We start from the raw sequence: 19,037 nt of genomic DNA, 5'->3' as shown, positions 1-19,037 counted from the left end.
CCCCTTCCGCTAACGTCCCCTTTGGTAGCGCTGGGATTTCCAGAGACATATCAAAGCGATCAAGTAATGGACCAGATAAACGGCTTAAGTAGCGCAGAATAGTTTGCGGATTGGCTCGCGATTGGTTGCCTTCGTAGTATCCGGTGGGGCTCGGATTTAATGCTCCAACTAGCTGAAATCTCGCGGGAAAGCGCGTCTTGCCTTGGGCTCGTGAGATAATAATCTCCCCAGATTCCAGTGGTTCACGCAACGAATCGAGTACTTTGCGTTCGAACTCTGGCATCTCATCGAGAAACAATAATCCATTGTGCGCCAAAGAGATCTCTCCCGGTCTTGGAATAGAGCCTCCTCCCACCAGTGCCGCCATCGAACTTGAGTGATGCGGGGCGCGAAAAGGACGCTGCTTCCAATTGTGGGCATTGATTTCTTGTTGGGTTAGTGAAGCTACCGAAGCCGATTCAAGCGCCTCACTATCTGACATATCGGGCAGCAAGTCGCATAAACGCGAAGCCAACATGGTTTTTCCTGTCCCCGGCGGGCCAAGAAACAACAAGTTGTGATTGCCTGCGGCAGCTATCTCCAAAGCGCGCTTGCCTTGCTGCTGCCCGATTATATCTTGCAGATCTCTCTGGCTACTCGGTGCTGCACAAACTTGCGCGGTTTGATGTAGTGAGAGCTTTTGTTGTCCACAAAGGTCGGCACACACTTCAAGTAAGCTTTGCGCCGATTTATGTCTTTCAGCACCGACTAACGCCGCCTGATCACCATTGCTATGGGGGACCACTAAACTGCGCTCAACTCGATTGGCAGCCAATGCCGCGGGTAACACACCTTTCACCCTTCTTAGCTCTCCAGACAAAGCAAGCTCGCCAATAAACTCTTGATTGTTTAGCTCATTAACAGGAATCTGCTCCGACGCCGCTAAAATACCTAATGCAATCGGCAGATCGAATCGACCACCTTCTTTAGGTAAATCAGCAGGCGCGAGATTGACTGTGATTCGCTTAGCTGGAAATTCAAAACGCGAATTGATGATCGCACTGCGCACTCTATCGCGAGACTCTTTAACCGTAGTTTCAGGTAGCCCAACCAAGGTAAATCCGGGCATACCATTACTAATATGCACTTCTACCGTCACTGTTGGTGCCTCTACCCCGACGCAAGCTCGGCTGTGAATGATCGCTAATCCCATACCAAGCTCACTTGTTGTCTGACCATTATTTATCCCCCTGATAGTTCGTCTATTTTGTTATCAAGGTTGTTATATAGCTTGGCGAGATGCTGGAAGAATGTGAAAAAAGAATGAGTTTTTGCTTGTCATGCGGCGGAACTTATTTTTCAAGTACTATTTTCTCAATGCTAAGTACGTAGATTTCTCTCACATTAAGGACAACATTTCGATATCAAACATTTTATTGCCCTACAAAAAGTGGCATATTTGCGGATCTGTGTATCGATAACTAAGTTAGATTGGGTTAATGGAAAATAACGAACAATCGATAAAAGCTCACTATGACGGTAGTGGTGAGAAGATTAAACAGCATCTCATGATCGCATCGCACGTGACTGGCAGTATGAACGGTCTAGAAGTGATGTACAAAGAGGCTTATAAAGAAGCGAACCGCATCTACAACTCAAAGGTCTATACAGAGATTTACGTTGAAGGGGGCATTCAGCCAGGGTCTCTATGGTGGCTTCTAAAGCTATTTACGTCCGAATCAGAGTCACAACAAACTTTGGAGAAAAAATCTATCCATAAGGCTATTGGCAAGGCTTTACACAGAGTGTTCAACATACTTAAAAACCTGAACCTTGCCACGACCGAGATTGTCATCAAGCAAGAAAATGAAGGTTATACGATAGATATCGACGGCGAAAGAGTTGTTCTAGATGAGTTGGAATGTGCAATTCTGACGAACCCAAAAATAAGAAAAGCAATCAGCCAAGTTGCTTCGCCACTGGTCGAAGAAGGAGTCGACTCTTTAACCATAAGCCATGGTATTAAAGACTTACAGCCAATTTGTGTTAGCTCAGAAGAAAAAGACAAGCTAATAATCAAACGCAACCACAAGCATATCGTTGGTGAAGGTAAGATTGCTGGTTTCTTCTATGTTGATACTTTAAGCTACAACCCAAAAAAGAACTGGACACTCATCGACAAAGACAACCCGTCTAAGAGCATAACAGTAAAAATTGTTGATCCGACATTTTTGAAAAGAGTGTCAGATAGCAAAGAGAAATTTGCTAAGGATGACCTACTTGAAATTGAGGGTGTTTGGTATAAAGAAAAAACAAGATTGACAGGGAATGTGACTGTTAACTACACAGTCACGCTAGTCAAACACCACTCGCCAGCAGAGGACAAACAGTGGACACTAATATAGCAATTCTGCTTTGCGTCATTTTAGCTGTAGTGGTCTGGTACACCAGACCACTAATTATTCTTAGGCTAACTAGACGTAGGGTTAAGGTTGTTGTTGATATTGAGGGAAAGCAAAGCACAACGGTTCTGTACTTACGTCAGGACGACCCACTTTGGAAGACGATAGCGCGTCACAAGAGGGGTCAGAGTGCCTAAAGATACGACAACAAATAACAAAAACATCAATACTACTGATGTACTCAGTAGCGCCACAATAACAAGCGTCGCGACATTTGTCATACTGACATGGTCTAAAACACTTCCAGAAGACTCTACTCTTGCTATGTATATGAGCGAGCAAGTAATAGCATTTCTAGCAGGCCTCACTTCATTCTTAGTCACTATCGGGCTGTCTTACTTAAGATACAAGGTCAGAATGAAAAAACATAAATGTGATTACACTGACAAGCTCAAGGCTATTGACGAGCTTATCAAGGCGACTAAGTGTGACAAAACCAAAGAAGGTTTAGAACAACAAAGAAACACTGTTATTCGAAATGCCGCTAAAGCTATTACTGAAGAGTCTTCTATCTAGTAAATGAATAACTTACGACTGCTGTAATGCTGAGCATACCAGCATATGTACCTCAGAAATAAGAGTTAAAAATGAGTTCAGAAACACAAGATCTTTTTGTTGCAGATATGTCTACTCAAGGAGTTGAAGAGCTAATAGATGTAAAGCCGATGGTTGAAGCTGTTGAATTACTTCAATCGAGCTTGGATTCTTTTTATACAACGTATGAATCGCCCAACTTAAACACAGCTCTCATACGCAACTTTAGCCCTGAAGATCCAATCAGTGACGAAGAAGACCTCGACTTTGCTTCAAGTGCTCTTAAGCAATCAAACTACAACATTGATATGCTAAAAGCTGAGAATGTAGTCCTGTTTTCTGAGCCAGTGTTGTTATCCAAAGTTAAGTGTATTGGCATACCGGTCGAAGAAAATATGAGTTCATTGTATCTCATCAGCCCAACCGGAACACCGAAGAAAGCTTTGCTGAGAAATAAGATTGAGAAAGAAAGTGCTCCTATCTATATCAGCCAAAATGAGTTTTTAGCAAGAAAAGCAGATGTTTCGACCTATAATTCTAACGAGGCTGTTCTCGGAATTATCTTACCTAAAAATGGCTCTTTGCATTCAATAAAAATTGCTATAGTTTCTTCAGTCATCTCAGAAAACCACCACAAAGTAGAAGAGCTTAGAAATGCTGTTCAAACTTTAGAAAGCACATCTCTACGGCAAAAACAACAGGTTGCTCAGGCATCGCAGCATATTACATCTAGCATGCAATTCAGCATGAAAAACTTAGAAGACCTAGAACGTAAGATTGGTGAATTGAAGCAGCAAGAAGAGTTTATTCAACAATCTATTCATCGAAGCACTTTGCAGCTAGAAAGCGTAAACAATGACGTAGCTAAAAGAATGAAGGAACTGGATGTAAACACCGAAAGCATAGAAAAGTCACTTACTAAGCTAACCCAGATAAAAGAAAGAACTTTGCAAAGTGAAATACAGTACGAAGATAAAAATAGTGATCTTCAGAGGGCAAGCAAAGAGTTAGACGAGACAGAGAAAAGCCTTGGAAAAGTCAAAAGTCAACTAGCTGATGCGCATCGTGAGAAAAATCTAACCTCACTTGATATCGCAGGGCATTCAAGCGAAACAGGTAAGCAAGTGAAACTATACAGCATTTTTGCCTGTTTGGTTTTTGCGGGTATCGTTGCGATGGCTGTTTATATCTATTACAACGGTGAGGGTTTTGTCGAGTTACTGCCAAAGCTCAAAGATGCGAGTTCATGGGATATCTTTCTAAGCAGGCTTCCGCTTGTTACAGCAACTGCACTCATTATTGGTGGGTTAACAAGTGTATTTTTCTATCTAGTTAAGAATATCGTGGCTTTGAACACTGAAAAAATGACCATGCTGAAGGCAGAAATACTCGCACAGCAGATTACTGACTCGAACAAATGTCAAAACATGAGCGAGCAGGAAAAGCTCGATTACAGACGCGATACTAAAATCAAGCTGATAACTGAGGTTTTTAACGGCAAGGCTAAAGAGCATGAGATAGACAGTAGCTTGCTTGTTGACTTAGTTAAAGCTGCGGTCAAGAAGTAAACGGGGACGCGGGGGTGTAAGCATTTTTAGTTGTCAGTCTCTTTAAAAGAGTTCTAAAGAACTGACAACTACTTTAGGTGACATCGTTTTTAGCTCAATAAATGAACGTGAGTTTATAGTTACTCTAACTTGTTTGTGATTCGCTTAGCTGGAAATTCAAAGCGTGAGTTGATGATCGCACTGCGCACTCTGTCGCGAGACTCTTTAACCGTGGTTTCAGGTAGACCAACCAAACAAAATCCCGGCATACCATTACTGATATGCACTTCTACCGTCACTGTTGGTGCCTCTACCCCGACGCAAGCTCGACTGTGGATGATCGCTAATCCCATACTAAGCTCACTTGTTGTCTGACCATTATTTATCCCCCTGATAGTTCGTCTATTTTGTTATCAAGGTTGTTATATAGCTTGGCGAGATGCTGAAAGAATGTGAAAAAAGAATGAGTTTTTGCTTGTCATGCGGCGGAATTGTATGTTACCACTAGAGACTCAAACAATTTCGTGCCCATATAGGCACAGATAACTAAAGAAATAATAAATGAACTTCAACGCCCGCATTAACGCACTGATTGCCCTGATTATCGTGGTCATTATTGATTCCGCGCGGGGTAGAGTGGGCGAAAGATAACCACAGATTCAAAAAAACCCCCGCACTGAAAAGTCCGGGGGTTTTTTACAATTAGTACGCTGAAAATTTGGCAGACATAAATTAAAGCTCAGAAAAACAAGAGCCGTAGGAAGAATGGGAGCGCACATGACGTGCAACACAACACAACATCAAGCAATGCATAAAGGGGGCTCACAATGACAGGTGCCGAGTTAGTCGTTGCCGCCCTAAAGCAGCAAGGTATTAAAACCGTATTTGGTTACCCAGGTGGAGCCATCATGCCAATCTATGATGCCCTCTATGATGGTGGCGTCGAACATATCCTTTGTCGACATGAACAAGGCGCAGCGATGGCCGCAATTGGTATGGCTCGCTCAACTCAGGACGTCGCTGTCTGTATGGCAACATCAGGGCCGGGTGCGACCAACCTAGTCACAGGTCTCGCCGATGCCTTTATGGATTCAGTTCCACTGGTTGCGATCACAGGTCAGGTCGCAAGCTCTCATATCGGTACTGACGCGTTCCAAGAAATTGATGTGATCGGTATGTCGCTAGCGTGTACCAAACACAGCTATCTAGTAACAGATATCAATGAACTGGCACCAACACTTGCTGAAGCCTTTGAAGTGGCGAAAACAGGTCGCCCAGGCCCAGTAATCGTTGATATCGCTAAAGATGTTCAACTAGGCCAAGCACCAGTAAACCTTCTTCCTCCTTTTTCTCCACCAGCGATGCCAATGGCAAGCCAAGAGGCTATTACCCAAGCACAAGAGCTGCTTTCTCAAAGCTCACGTCCGGTACTTTATGTCGGTGGTGGTGTTCAGCTTGGTCACGCAACGGACTCAGTACGAGAGTTCCTACGTTTAAACCCAATGCCTTCTGTCAGCACCCTGAAGGGGCTAGGTACGATTGAGCGACATGATCCTCACTATCTAGGTATGCTGGGCATGCACGGTACTAAAGCGGCCAACCTAGTTGTACAAGAGTGTGACCTTTTGATTGCTGTTGGCGCCCGCTTTGATGACCGAGTGACCGGCAAGCTCGACACCTTTGCGCCAAATGCTAAGGTGATTCACATTGACATTGATGCCGCAGAGATTCACAAGCTGCGCCAAGCCAATGCGCCAGTACGTGGTGAAATCCCTGCTGTTCTTCCTCAACTAGAGCTGACTCAAGACATTACGCCTTGGGTTAAACATAGTGAAAGTCTCCGTAGTGGTTTCAAGTGGCGCTACGACCACCCAGGCGATCTTATCTATGCTCCAGGGTTATTGAAGCAGCTATCTGATCTTATGCCGGACACTTCGATTGTTTCTACCGATGTAGGCCAACACCAGATGTGGGCAGCGCAACACATTCAACCACGCGAGCCACAAAACTTCATTACGTCCGCTGGACTAGGCACTATGGGCTTTGGCCTTCCAGCAGCAATGGGAGCAGCGGTTGCTCGACCTGATGATCAGTCTATCCTTATCACAGGTGATGGCTCATTTATGATGAACATCCAAGAGCTAGGCACACTGAAGCGTCGTCAGATTCCGGTCAAAGTCGTTTTACTCGATAACCAGCGTTTAGGCATGGTTCGCCAATGGCAATCGCTGTTCTTTGATGGTCGCCACAGTGAAACCATTCTTGATGACAACCCGGACTTTTTGATGCTAGCAAAAGCTTTTGATATTCCGGGTAAAGTGATCACTAAAAAAGAAGAAGTTGAGCCAGCTCTTAAAGAAATGCTAGAAAGTAAAACCTCATACTTACTTCATGTTTTAATCGACGAAGAAGAAAACGTATGGCCACTTGTACCACCAGGTGCATCAAACAATGACATGCTGGAGAACACCTAACATGGAAAGATATCTAATCGACATCAAAGCGGATGATAAACCAGTACTGTTAGAACGCGTTCTTCGCGTGGTACGCCACCGTGGTTTTATTGTTAAGCAAGTAGCTGGCACGCAAAACCACGAAAGCAAAGTCGCTAGCGTTGAAATCATCGTCGACAGTGATCGTCCTATTTCATTTCTCACCAATCAAATCGAGAAACTTTGGGATGTCCGCACTGTTGAAGTCACGCAAATTGCGAGTGACGAACTCCCAAATAACAACCTACAACAAAAGATTTGTGCATAAGGAAGGCAATAATGGCTACAAAAACAGCAGACTACATTTGGTTTAACGGTGAAATGGTTCCTTGGGCAGAGGCTAACGTGCATGTGTTAACTCACGCTATGCACTACGGTACTTCAGTCTTTGAAGGCGTACGCTGCTACAACACACCTAAAGGCCCAATTGTCTTCCGCCATTTAGAGCATGCAAAACGTCTTAAAGATTCAGCGAAAATCTATCGCTTCCCTATTCCATACACTGTTGAAGAGATTATGGAAGCAACACGCGAAACACTGCGTCAAAACAAACTTGATAGCGCCTACATTCGCCCACTAGGTTTCGTGGGCAACGTAGGTCTAGGAGTGTGCCCACCAGTAGGCACTGAAATGGATCTGATCATTGCTGCTTTCCCTTGGGGTTCATACCTAGGTGAAGAAGCACTAGAGAAAGGTGTCGATGCAATGATCTCTAGCTGGAACCGTGCAGCGCCAAACACGATTCCAACAGCGGCAAAAGCTGGTGGTAACTACCTATCTTCACTACTGGTTGGTGGTGAAGCTCGTCGTCACGGCTACGATGAAGGTATTGCGCTCAGTGTCGATGGTTACCTATCTGAAGGTGCTGGCGAAAACATCTTCGTGATTAAAGATGGTGTTATCACTACGCCACCAGCAACCAGCGCAATCCTACCTGGTATCACTCGCGATTCAATTATGACTATCGCTCGTGATCGCGGTTATGAAGTGCGTGAAGCAAACATTGCGCGTGAAGCGCTTTACCTAGCAGACGAAGTCTTTATGACAGGTACTGCAGCAGAGGTCGTTCCTGTTGCAACTATCGATAAGATTGAAGTCGGCAGTGGCAAGCGTGGCCCAATCACCAAAGAGCTCCAAGAAGCTTACTTCGGCCTATTTAATGGCACCACAGAAGATAAATGGGGTTGGCTAGATTACGTTTACCCACAAGACGCAGACAAAGCTTAAAAAGCACCGGCAAATATAGGAAGTAACACAATGCCAAAATATAGATCAGCAACCACAACACACGGACGCAATATGGCCGGTGCGCGCGCCTTATGGCGTGCTACGGGCGTTAAAGACGAAGATTTCGGTAAGCCAATCATCGCGGTAGTTAACTCATTTACCCAGTTTGTACCAGGCCACGTACACTTGAAAGACATGGGTCAGTTGGTAGCACGTGAGATTGAAAAAGCGGGCGGAATCGCCAAAGAATTCAATACCATAGCTGTCGATGATGGTATTGCAATGGGCCACGGCGGTATGCTTTATTCACTACCATCACGTGAGCTGATTGCCGACTCCGTTGAGTATATGGTTAATGCCCACTGTGCTGATGCCATGGTGTGTATCTCTAACTGTGACAAAATCACTCCGGGAATGCTAATGGCGTCAATGCGCCTGAATATTCCAGTTATCTTTGTTTCTGGCGGTCCGATGGAAGCGGGTAAAACCAAGCTTTCTGATCAAATCATCAAGCTAGACTTGGTTGATGCAATGATCCAAGGCGCAGACCCGAAAGTGTCAGACGAGCAGAGTGAGCAGATCGAACGCAGTGCATGTCCAACATGTGGTTCATGTTCAGGTATGTTTACTGCTAACTCAATGAACTGCCTAACCGAAGCACTAGGTCTTTCTCAGCCTGGTAACGGATCAATGCTAGCTACTCACGCTGACCGTGAACAGCTATTCCTTAATGCGGGCCGTCGCATTGTTGAACTGACGCGTCGTTACTACGAGCAAGATGACGAATCTGCACTACCGCGCAACATCGCGACCTTTGATGCGTTTGAGAACGCAATGGCACTCGATATTGCAATGGGTGGTTCAACCAACACGATCCTGCACCTGCTAGCTGCAGCGCAAGAAGGTGAAGTCGACTTCGATATGGAAGATATCGATCGTCTATCTCGTCAGGTTCCACACCTTTGTAAAGTAGCGCCTTCGACTCAGAAATATCATATGGAAGACGTCCACCGCGCGGGTGGTGTCATGGCCATTCTTGGTGAGCTTGACCGCGCTGGCCTACTTCACAACCAAGCACGCACCGTTCTTGGTCTGTCAATGAAAGAGCAGCTAGCCAAATACGACATCATCCAAACTGAAGATGATGAAGTATTGAAGTTCTTCCGCGCAGGTCCTGCGGGTATTCGTACCACTCAAGCCTTCTCACAAGATTGTCGTTGGGATCGTCTTGATGACGACCGCGCTGAAGGTTGTATCCGCACCAAAGACAACGCCTTCAGCCAAGAGGGTGGTCTGGCCGTTCTTTCTGGCAACATTGCATTAGATGGCTGTATCGTTAAGACCGCAGGTGTGGATGAGAGTATTCATAAATTCACGGGCCCTGCGGTAGTGTTTGAAAGCCAAGAAGATGCAGTTGAAGGCATCCTTGGTGGCAAAGTGAAAGCGGGTGATGTGGTTGTTATCCGTTACGAAGGCCCTAAAGGTGGCCCGGGCATGCAAGAGATGCTCTACCCAACGACATACCTAAAGTCTATGGGACTAGGTAAAGAGTGTGCCCTACTGACGGATGGTCGCTTCTCTGGCGGTACATCTGGTTTGTCTATCGGTCACGCTTCTCCAGAAGCAGCTAACGGCGGTGCGATCGGCTTGGTGAAACAAGGCGATATGATCGCTATTGATATTCCAAACCGTTCAATTTCTTTACAAGTTTCAGAACAAGAACTTGCTGAGCGCCGTGCAAAACAAGATGAGTTAGGCTGGAAACCAGTCGACCGTCAACGTGAAGTTTCATTTGCACTAAAAGCGTACGCAAGTATGGCGACCAGTGCTGACAAAGGTGCAGTACGAGACAAATCTAAGCTAGAGGACTAGCTTATGACTCTGACTAACCAAACTGGCGCAGATTACCTGCGCCAGATCTTAAGAGCCCCAGTCTATGAAGTGGCCACAGTAACGCCACTTCAGGAAATGCCTCGCCTTGCTGCGCGTATTGGTAATAACGTGCAAATCAAACGTGAAGACCGCCAACCGGTTCATTCGTTTAAGTTGCGCGGTGCTTACAACATGGTCGCAAGCCTTAGTGAAGAGCAAAAAGCAGCGGGGGTTATTGCAGCCTCTGCGGGTAACCATGCTCAGGGTATGGCGCTTTCTGGGACCAAGCTCGGCATCAAGACCACTATCGTGATGCCAAAAACCACGCCAGATATCAAAGTCGAAGCGGTACGAGGTTTTGGCGGTAACGTAGTGCTGCACGGCAATAACTTTGACGAGGCAAAAGCCGAAGCAGAGCGTCTATCAGCAGAGCACGGCTATACCTTTGTGCCACCATTCGATCACCCACTAGTGATTGCCGGTCAGGGTACGATTGGTATGGAAATGCTGCAGCAAAATGGTCACCTCGACTACATCTTCGTTCCCGTAGGCGGTGGTGGTCTCGCAGCAGGTGTTGCTGTGCTGGTTAAACAACTGATGCCTGAAATCAAGGTGATTGCCGTTGAACCAGAAGACTCCTCTTGCTTGAAAGCAGCTTTAGACGCAGGTGAACCTGTCGTTCTCGATCAGGTGAGCATGTTTGCTGATGGCGTCGCTGTAAAACGCATTGGTGATGAGACGTTCCGTCTTTGTCAGAAATACATTGATGGTCATATCTCGGTATCCAGCGATGAAATCTGCGCAGCTGTGAAGGATATCTTTGAAGACACACGTGCGATTGCCGAACCTTCTGGCGCAGTGGCTTTAGCGGGTTTGAAGAAATTTGCCGAGCAAAATGGGCTGCAAGATAAAAACCTAGGTACGGTTCTTTCTGGTGCCAACACTAACTTCCACGGCCTACGTTATGTCTCTGAGCGCTGTGAGCTGGGTGAGAAACGTGAAGGTCTATTAGCGGTGACGATTCCTGAACGTCAAGGTGCTTTCTTTGAGTTCTGTAACTTGATTGGCGGCCGTGCCGTGACTGAGTTTAACTACCGTTACAACGATGACGCGCTAGCCAATATTTTTGTTGGTGTCCGTCTGCAAGACGGGCAAGAAGAGCTAGATAACATCATTCATGACTTGCGTGATGGTGGCTACCCTGTGGTCGACCTCTCTGATGACGAAATGGCTAAGCTGCACGTGCGCTATATGATTGGTGGAAAACCTTCTAAGCCACTTAAAGAACGTTTGTATAGCTTTGAGTTTCCAGAATACCCAGGTGCACTGTTGAAATTTTTGAGCACACTCGGAACACACTGGAATATCAGCTTGTTCAACTATCGTAACCATGGCGCTGACTATGGCCGCGTACTGTGTGGCTTTGAGTTAGATGAATCCGATTTATCTCGCTTCTCTGCTCACCTACGCGAACTGGGTTACCAGTGTAAGGATGAAACCGACAACCCGTCGTACAAATTCTTCCTATCTTAAATACCTAAGCCCTTAATCCCGTCGATTAGGGGCTTTTGTCATTTATAACCACTCCATGTCTCTCTCTTGCTTATACTTTGGTCAAAATGCGTGATGCGCATAGATATAATGCTAAAGTTTCATTTTTGTCATATCTAATTTGGATCTACACTCATAACCAGTTTTTAAATTGCTGCTCTTTTTGTGGAGACCACTTATGTTCAACGCACTGATTCTAAACCAAGAAGAAAAACGTACTATTGCTTCTATCGAGCAGATCGACGAAGCACAACTGCCAGAAGGCGACGTACTGATTGATGTTGATTACTCATCACTAAACTACAAAGACGGTTTAGCAATCACAGGGAAAGGCAAGATCATTCGTAATTTCCCTATGGTTCCAGGTATCGACTTAGCTGGTACCGTAGTGAGCTCTGAAGACAACCGATACCAAGCAGGTGACAAAGTAGTACTGACAGGTTGGGGCGTCGGTGAAAACCACTGGGGTGGTATGGCTCAGCGTGCTCGCCTGAAAGCTGACTGGCTCGTTCCACTACCAAAAGGGCTAGATAGCAAAAAAGCGATGATGGTCGGTACAGCTGGCTTCACAGGTATGCTATGTGTCCAAGCTCTGCTTGATGCTGGAATTAAGCCTGAAGACGGCGAAATTCTTGTTACTGGTGCAAGTGGCGGTGTTGGCTCAGTAGCAGTAACGCTATTGGCGCAGCTAGGTTACAAAGTAGCAGCGGTAACAGGTCGTGTTGAGCAAAATGGCCCACTACTTGAGAAACTAGGTGCAATTCGCATTATCGACCGCGTTGAGTTTGAAGAGCCAGCACGCCCACTTGAAAAGCAAGTTTGGGCAGGTGCAGTCGATACTGTAGGCAGTAAAGTACTAGCAAAAGTACTGGCTCAGATGGATTACAACAGCGCGGTCGCAGCGTGTGGTCTAGCAGGTGGTTTTGACCTACCGACTACAGTGATGCCTTTCATTCTACGTAACGTTCGCCTACAAGGTATTGATTCAGTCTCTTGCCCTACCGAAAAACGCATCGCAGCGTGGGAGAAACTGGTAGAACTACTTCCAGATAGCTACTTTGAGCAAGCTTGTACTGAAGTGGAATTGGCTGAAGCACCAAAATACGCGGAAGATATCACAAACGGTCAAGTAACAGGTCGTGTTGTGATTAAGCTATAACAGCTGCAGTTAGATAGAAAAGAGCCAGCACCTGTAATGCTGGCTCTTTTGTTATTGAAACGATTTAGTCCAAACCAATATCGTCAATGCGCTTGGCAATCAAGCGACTGCACTCTTCCTTTACGATTCCGCGCAGCCACTCCTGAGCAGGCGAATGCTCACAGCGTGGGTGCCAAATCATCGAATAGTCAAACGGGGTAAACTGAAATGGCAGTGGCTTGATGACTAGGTCATAGCGTTCAGCGACCAAATAAGCCAAGTCTGCCGGAACCGTAATAATCAGTGGCATGGTATCGACAATCGCGAGTGCTGCCTCTAGATGGTACGCACGCAGCACCATCTTGCGCTTAGGTTGGTCAACTAACGCCCCTTCAATCAACGCCTTAACACCATCACTAATAGCGATCATCGCATGCGGGTAGTTGAGATAATCCAGCAAGCTGAGCTCTTTGTCTGCTAATGGGTGCTGCTTCGATAGTAGGCACAACACCCCAACCCGACCCAAAATTTCGCTACGCAGTGGCTCTACAGGGCCAATTGGGCGGCAGATCGCTAGGTCTGCACCTTCATAGGTGAGCTGATCGGCTAATCTATCATGCTGAAGTGGTAAAAAGTTAAACGACACATTGGGCGCTTCTTGATAAATACGTGGCAAAGCAAACGGCAAGATAGTTTGCATTGCGTAGTCCGTCGTGGCGATGTTAAACGTCTGATCGCAGCTGCTTGGTTCAAACTCAATTGGTGACAACAGCTGACGCAGGGATTCTAGTGGCTCACCTAAACAGCGATCAATTTCTAGTGCCTTTTCTGTCGGAATCAGATGTTGACCTTGGCGGGTAAACAAAGGGTCGCCAAGCATATCGCGTAGCCGCCCCAAAACACGACTCATCGCGGATTGACTAAGGTTAAGGCGATTCGCAGCTTTGCTCACGCTGCACTCTTCAATCAGTACGCGCAATGCGACCAATAGGTTAAGATCTCGACGATAAATATCTTCTAATTCCACGCTTAAACCACGTATTTTAGATGGGTATGGGCGTATTGTACCTTTTTCAGGCAAAAAAAATCCCGCTTTTCAGCGGGGAAGCCCAAGAAAACTGGGGATAGTGTCGGAATGTAGTTGAGCGTAGTGATAAAAAACGAAACGTAGTTGGAAGTGCTACAATTCGTTTTCTTGTTCTTCAGATGCGCTCGACCAGCGATGCATCTCAAGCCAAATCCCTACCACCGTCGCACCCATGCCGAGCAAAGGCATAAACGACGACGATTCTGCTGGTGAACGTAAAACAAGTGCGCAAAAAGAGATAAAACACAGCACTGAATAGATGGTTAGACGATCTAAAGCTGTCAACATACTTGCTCTCCCGTTTTAAATGTTACCAACTTGTTAACTAAGTTAAAACAAAATGATCGCTTTGCCAAGGGGTTATTGAATATTTTTTCTTCACTAGTATCATCTAGGCCAAATTGAGTAACCAAAGATACGACCATGACATTCAATCCAGAACAGGCAACCAAGACATTAGAGGCGGAAGGATTACGCTGCCCAGAGCCAGTGATGATGGTCAGGAAGACAATTAGAACCATGCAAGATGGTGAAGTACTGCTAGTGAAGGCGGATGACCCATCAACAACTCGCGACATTCCAAGTTTCTGCCGCTTTATGGACCACCAATTGATTGGTTCGCAAACCGAACAACTGCCTTATCAGTATCTGATTAAGAAAGGAATGGCTTAAACGCCACAACAGAAAAGAAAACGGCAGCCACAAAGGCTGCCGTTGTTTTATTCATCGTATTCTAGTGTGCGGACTTCTGACTGAAGTTTATTGATCTGCTTTCTCATCGCGCGCATCTCTTCATGCATCGGGATAATATGTTCAGCTCGAATCCAAGCTTCAACAGTCAAACCAGTCAAAATAAACGAACCTGCCACAATCGGTAGCCACATATCGGTCAGTACCATTGCTAGCAAACACAGCGCTAGACCAAAGGTGAACAAATAACTCTGACTTTTAGGTGTCATCCCCATATAACGTGTAAGCATAACCTTGCCCTCTCGCTATCATTCACATGGTTAAAGTACCATGACAAGTATGACACTTATATGTTAGTGATCACGACTCAGAATGAAATAAATTCAGAGTTTGAACTGGATCTTTTCACTGCTAGTTATTGATATTTAACACCAACTTAGCCGATGTTATTGAAACACGGCCGCCGCGGTCGCCAGAGCAATAAACAACAAAGCTGTAATCTTGCGAATGAAATCTAGCGGCATTTTATCGGCGGATAGTTTGCCAATAAGTACCACTGGGACATTGGCCAGCAACATACCAATCGTGGTACCCAGAATGACCCATGTCAGTGCGTCTGGATACTGCGCACCAAGAATCGAAGTCGCGATTTGAGTCTTATCTCCAACTTCAGCGATAAAAAAGGCAATGAAGCTCGCAACAAACGGTCCCCGACTGGAAATCTGTTCATCATCATCAAGTTTGTCAGGGATCAGTACCCAGCCAGCCATCACCAAAAAGCTCACCACCAGCACCCACTTCAATATTTCTGGAGAGAGATAATCGGCGACAACAACACCAAGCCATGCAGCAAGGGCATGGTTCGCCAATGTAGCTAAAAATATCGCAGTGATTATCGGGACAGGTTTACGGTATCGACTGGCTAAAAGCAGGGACAAAAGTTGGGTTTTATCACCGATCTCCGCTAGTGCGACGGTAGTGATAGAAATAGCTAAAACGCTCACGACATGCTCTTCTGAGGCAGGGATTATAATTTTAACCGAAGACAAACCTCACGCCCCGCCTCGGTTCGTGATGATTTGTCTAAGGTCTTGCTAAACGCATGCGACATTGTTGTGATTAAATTGGTCGATACGTCTCGAACGCCATGATGATTTTGCATCAATTATGTTGACGAACGAACTTAACATCCCAGTGTTGATAGTTAAGTAAGCTACTCCCCAAAGACGGCGGAATTCTAACCATCTGAAAGGTGTTTCTCAAGCGATAAACTGCAAATAAACTCCCTTTTAGGAAAATTTGGACGAATAAGCCATTAAATTTCCATTAAAGGAGAATTTTGCCTAGGAATTAATCAAGATTAACGCTACTCCCATGCCAAATATCTGGGTATACTTGATTGTTATTTTTTCTCAATTTTTGACACAAGAATCGCGCGAATTACTATGCAAAATTACGATATCAAAACCTTCCAGGGAATGATCCTCGCGCTGCAGGATTACTGGGCACAAAACGGTTGTACTATTGTTCAACCTCTAGATATGGAAGTAGGTGCGGGCACCTCTCACCCAATGACATGTCTACGTGCACTTGGCCCAGAGCCAATGTCGACAGCTTACGTTCAACCTTCACGTCGTCCGACCGATGGTCGTTATGGTGAAAACCCGAACCGTCTGCAGCACTACTATCAGTTCCAAGTAGCTCTAAAACCATCTCCAGACAACATTCAGGAGTTGTACCTAGGCTCACTTGAAGTTCTTGGTATCGACCCGCTAGTACACGATATTCGTTTCGTAGAAGACAACTGGGAAAACCCTACGCTAGGCGCATGGGGTCTTGGTTGGGAAGTATGGCTAAACGGCATGGAAGTGACTCAATTTACTTACTTCCAGCAAGTTGGTGGCCTTGAGTGTAAACCTGTTACTGGTGAGATCACTTACGGTATCGAGCGTCTAGCAATGTACATCCAAGAAGTGGACTCTGTTTACGACCTAGTGTGGAACATCGCACCAGACGGCAGCAAGGTGACTTACGGTGACATCTTCCACCAAAACGAAGTGGAACAATCAACCTACAACTTTGAGCACGCTGATGTAGATTTCCTATTCACTTTCTTCGACCAGTGCGAGAAAGAGTGTAAAGAGCTACTTGAGCTAGAGAAGCCACTCCCGCTTCCAGCTTACGAGCGCATTCTAAAAGCGGGTCACGCATTCAACATCCTTGATGCGCGCAAAGCTATCTCTGTAACAGAGCGCCAACGTTACATCCTTCGTATCCGCAACCTGACTAAGTCTGTTGCTGAAGCGTACTACGCATCACGTGAAGCGCTTGGCTTCCCAATGTGCCGTAAGGAAGAGGAGAAGTAATCATGGCAAAAGAATTTCTAATTGAACTGGGTACTGAAGAGCTACCACCAACGCAACTTCGCACTCTAGCGGAAGCGTTCGCAGCAAACTTCGAAGCAGAGTTAAAAGGCGCAGACCTAACACATGAAGGCGTGAAATGGTACGCCGCTCCTCGTCGTCTAGCACTTAAGGTTTCAGCACTAGCTGAAGGCCAAGCAGACAAAGTAGTAGAGAAGCGTGGTCCTGCGGTTTCTGTGGCATTCGATGCTGACGGTAACGCGACTAAAGCAGCACAAGGCTGGGCACGTGGTAACGGTATCACTGTTGAACAAGCTGACCGCCTAGTGACAGACAAAGGCGAATGGCTTCTTTTCAAACAAGAAGTAAAAGGCCAAGCAACGTCTGAAATCGTTGTTGAGCTGGCAGCAAAAGCACTAGGTAACTTACCTATCGCTAAACCAATGCGTTGGGGTAACAAGACAACTCAGTTTATCCGCCCGGTTAAAACACTCACCATGCTTATGGGCTCTGACCTTATCGAAGGTGAGATCTTAGGCGTAGCATCAGACCGTACTATCCGCGGCCACCGCTTCATGGGTGAGCAAGAGTTCACTATCGAATCAGCAGAGCAATACCCAGCGATCCTAGAAGAGCGCGGCAAAGTTATGGCTGATTACGAAGCGCGTAAAGCGATCATCCTTGCTGACTCGCAAAAAGCAGCAGCGGCCGTTGGCGGTGTTGCTGATCTAGAAGACGATCTAGTTGAAGAAGTAACGTCTCTAGTTGAATGGCCAGTAGTCTTAACTGCGAAGTTTGAAGAAGAGTTCCTAAAAGTACCTTCTGAAGCTTTGGTTTACACCATGAAAGGTGACCAGAAGTACTTCCCAGTGTATGACGAAAACAAGAAGCTACTACCTAACTTCATCTTCGTTTCAAACATCGAATCAAAAGAGCCTCGCTACGTCATCGAAGGTAACGAGAAGGTTGTTCGTCCACGTCTTGCGGATGCAGAGTTTTTCTTTAACACTGACCGTAAGCGTCCTCTAATCGACCGTCTACCTGAGCTAGAGCAAGCTATCTTCCAGAAGCAGCTTGGTACTATCAAAGACAAGACAGACCGCATCACAGAGCTTGCTGGCTACATCGCTGAGCAGATCGATGCTGACGTTGAAAAATCTAAGCGTGCTGGTCTACTAGCGAAGTGTGACCTAATGACATCTATGGTATTCGAGTTCACCGATACTCAAGGTGTAATGGGCATGCACTACGCGACTCACGATGGTGAAGACGAGCAAGTTGCGCTGGCGCTTTACGAGCAATACATGCCTCGTTTCGCAGGTGACGATCTACCAAGCACTGGTATCTCTTCTGCAGTAGCAATGGCAGACAAGCTAGATACTATCGTTGGTATCTTCGGTATTGGCCAAGCACCTAAGGGTTCTGACCCATTCGCACTTCGTCGTGCATCACTAGGTGTGCTGCGTATCATCGTAGAAAACGGCTACAGCCTAGACCTAACAGACCTAATCGCAAAAGCGAAATCTCTGTTTGGCGACAAGCTGACTAACGCAAATGTTGCAGACGACGTTATCGAGTTTATGCTTGGTCGTTTCAATGCATGGTACAAAGACGAAGGCTTCAGCGTGGATATCATCCAAGCTGTACTGGCTAACCGTCCAACCAAGCCAGCAGACTTCGACCAGCGTGTGAAAGCGGTATCTCACTTCCGCGAGCTAGAAGCGGCTGAAGCACTAGCTGCTGCGAACAAACGTGTAGGTAACATCCTAGCGAAATTCGACGGTGAGCTAGCGACAGACATCGACCTTGCGCTTCTACAAGAAGACGCAGAAAAAGCACTAGCTGAAAGCGTTGAAGTGATGACAGAAGCGCTAGAGCCAGCGTTCGCAACTGGTAACTACCAAGAGGCGCTAAGCAAGCTTGCTGACCTACGTGAGCCTGTTGATGCCTTCTTCGACAACGTAATGGTGATGGCTGATGACGAAGCTCTGAAGAAGAACCGTCTAACACTGCTAAACAACCTGCGTAACCTGTTCTTGGAAATTGCCGATATTTCTTTACTGCAGAAATAAACGCCAAAGTAGGGTCTAAGACC

The 19,037-nt window shown here is 46.1% G+C and carries 17 protein-coding genes and 1 pseudogene; 12 read left to right on the top strand and 6 right to left on the bottom strand.

The features are described 5' to 3' along the window. Positions 1 to 1,192 (bottom strand): YifB family Mg chelatase-like AAA ATPase (locus AC6R16_RS04565; RefSeq protein WP_500673720.1); only part of this gene is annotated, 1,192 nt, incomplete at its 3' end. A 286-nt stretch (positions 1,193 to 1,478) separates the two neighbouring features. Between AC6R16_RS04565 and AC6R16_RS04560 the strand changes: the two genes are divergently transcribed. The 3 genes from AC6R16_RS04560 to AC6R16_RS04550 all read left to right on the top strand — a co-directional run bounded on the left by AC6R16_RS04560 (position 1,479) and on the right by AC6R16_RS04550 (position 4,543). Continuing rightward, positions 1,479 to 2,384, top strand: a complete 906-nt coding sequence (locus AC6R16_RS04560) for an LAPAL motif-containing putative phage structural protein (protein ID WP_500673719.1) — start codon at positions 1,479 to 1,481, stop codon at positions 2,382 to 2,384. A 186-nt stretch (positions 2,385 to 2,570) separates the two neighbouring features. Further along, positions 2,571 to 2,957 carry a hypothetical protein gene (locus AC6R16_RS04555; RefSeq protein WP_500673718.1) on the top strand — a complete coding sequence of 129 codons (387 nt, stop codon included), beginning with the start codon at positions 2,571 to 2,573 and terminating at the stop codon, positions 2,955 to 2,957. 71 nt (positions 2,958 to 3,028) lie between these two features. Further along, positions 3,029 to 4,543 (top strand): hypothetical protein, encoded by a 1,515-nt coding sequence (locus tag AC6R16_RS04550; RefSeq protein WP_500673717.1) that lies wholly within the window; start codon positions 3,029 to 3,031, stop codon positions 4,541 to 4,543. 125 nt (positions 4,544 to 4,668) lie between these two features. Here the strand turns inward: AC6R16_RS04550 and AC6R16_RS04545 are convergent. After that, positions 4,669 to 4,875, bottom strand: a pseudogene (locus tag AC6R16_RS04545) (magnesium chelatase domain-containing protein); the annotation flags it as partial. 474 nt (positions 4,876 to 5,349) lie between these two features. On the opposite strand from AC6R16_RS04545, the gene ilvG reads away from it, so the two are divergent. The 6 genes from ilvG (at position 5,350) to acuI (ending at position 12,823) form a co-directional block, all read left to right on the top strand. Further along, positions 5,350 to 6,996, top strand: a complete 1,647-nt coding sequence (ilvG, locus tag AC6R16_RS04540) for an acetolactate synthase 2 catalytic subunit (protein ID WP_500673716.1) — start codon at positions 5,350 to 5,352, stop codon at positions 6,994 to 6,996. A gap of 1 nt (position 6,997) precedes the next feature. Next, the gene (ilvM, locus tag AC6R16_RS04535) at positions 6,998 to 7,282 is read left to right on the top strand and encodes an acetolactate synthase 2 small subunit (RefSeq protein WP_004743613.1); all 285 of its coding nucleotides are present in this window, start codon (positions 6,998 to 7,000) and stop codon (positions 7,280 to 7,282) included. A gap of 11 nt (positions 7,283 to 7,293) precedes the next feature. Then, positions 7,294 to 8,241, top strand: a complete 948-nt coding sequence (ilvE, locus tag AC6R16_RS04530) for a branched-chain-amino-acid transaminase (RefSeq protein WP_171325403.1) — start codon at positions 7,294 to 7,296, stop codon at positions 8,239 to 8,241. Between the two features lie 30 nt (positions 8,242 to 8,271). After that, entirely contained in the window at positions 8,272 to 10,113 is a 1,842-nt protein-coding gene (gene ilvD, locus AC6R16_RS04525) for a dihydroxy-acid dehydratase (protein WP_500673715.1), read from the top strand. Between the two features lie 3 nt (positions 10,114 to 10,116). Continuing rightward, positions 10,117 to 11,646 (top strand): threonine ammonia-lyase, biosynthetic, encoded by a 1,530-nt coding sequence (gene ilvA / locus AC6R16_RS04520; protein ID WP_500673714.1) that lies wholly within the window; start codon positions 10,117 to 10,119, stop codon positions 11,644 to 11,646. A gap of 196 nt (positions 11,647 to 11,842) precedes the next feature. Continuing rightward, positions 11,843 to 12,823 carry an acrylyl-CoA reductase (NADPH) gene (gene acuI, locus AC6R16_RS04515; protein WP_500673713.1) on the top strand — a complete coding sequence of 327 codons (981 nt, stop codon included), beginning with the start codon at positions 11,843 to 11,845 and terminating at the stop codon, positions 12,821 to 12,823. Between the two features lie 64 nt (positions 12,824 to 12,887). Here acuI and AC6R16_RS04510 read toward each other — a convergent pair whose 3' ends face one another. Together AC6R16_RS04510 and AC6R16_RS04505 are read right to left on the bottom strand one after the other, a co-directional pair. After that, positions 12,888 to 13,829: a LysR family transcriptional regulator gene (locus AC6R16_RS04510; RefSeq protein WP_500673712.1), complete on the bottom strand. Its 942-nt coding sequence runs from the start codon at positions 13,827 to 13,829 to the stop codon at positions 12,888 to 12,890. Between the two features lie 153 nt (positions 13,830 to 13,982). Next, the gene (locus tag AC6R16_RS04505; RefSeq protein ID WP_069668001.1) at positions 13,983 to 14,177 is read right to left on the bottom strand and encodes a hypothetical protein; all 195 of its coding nucleotides are present in this window, start codon (positions 14,175 to 14,177) and stop codon (positions 13,983 to 13,985) included. A 135-nt stretch (positions 14,178 to 14,312) separates the two neighbouring features. Between AC6R16_RS04505 and tusA the strand changes: the two genes are divergently transcribed. Continuing rightward, positions 14,313 to 14,561: a sulfurtransferase TusA gene (gene tusA / locus AC6R16_RS04500; protein ID WP_004743605.1), complete on the top strand. Its 249-nt coding sequence runs from the start codon at positions 14,313 to 14,315 to the stop codon at positions 14,559 to 14,561. A 47-nt stretch (positions 14,562 to 14,608) separates the two neighbouring features. Here the strand turns inward: tusA and AC6R16_RS04495 are convergent, their stop codons facing one another. Beyond that, entirely contained in the window at positions 14,609 to 14,869 is a 261-nt protein-coding gene (locus AC6R16_RS04495; protein ID WP_494506141.1) for a hypothetical protein, read from the bottom strand. 156 nt (positions 14,870 to 15,025) lie between these two features. Next, a complete protein-coding gene (locus tag AC6R16_RS04490) occupies positions 15,026 to 15,583 on the bottom strand; it encodes a TMEM165/GDT1 family protein (protein ID WP_500673711.1) in 558 nt (185 codons plus the stop codon). 441 nt (positions 15,584 to 16,024) lie between these two features. Here AC6R16_RS04490 and glyQ point away from each other — a divergent pair, with 441 nt between their 5' ends. Both glyQ and glyS read left to right on the top strand, forming a co-directional pair. Next, positions 16,025 to 16,945, top strand: a complete 921-nt coding sequence (glyQ, locus tag AC6R16_RS04485; RefSeq protein WP_486795002.1) for a glycine--tRNA ligase subunit alpha — start codon at positions 16,025 to 16,027, stop codon at positions 16,943 to 16,945. Positions 16,946 to 16,947: 2 nt separating this feature from the next. After that, positions 16,948 to 19,014 (top strand): glycine--tRNA ligase subunit beta, encoded by a 2,067-nt coding sequence (gene glyS / locus AC6R16_RS04480; protein WP_500673710.1) that lies wholly within the window; start codon positions 16,948 to 16,950, stop codon positions 19,012 to 19,014. The last annotated feature ends 23 nt before the right edge of the window (positions 19,015 to 19,037 follow it).

The organism is Vibrio sp. R10-SG3-ISO10 (assembly GCF_059834185.1).
Note: the sequence above shows the minus strand (reverse complement) of the source record. Positions and strands in the feature narration are given on the sequence as shown.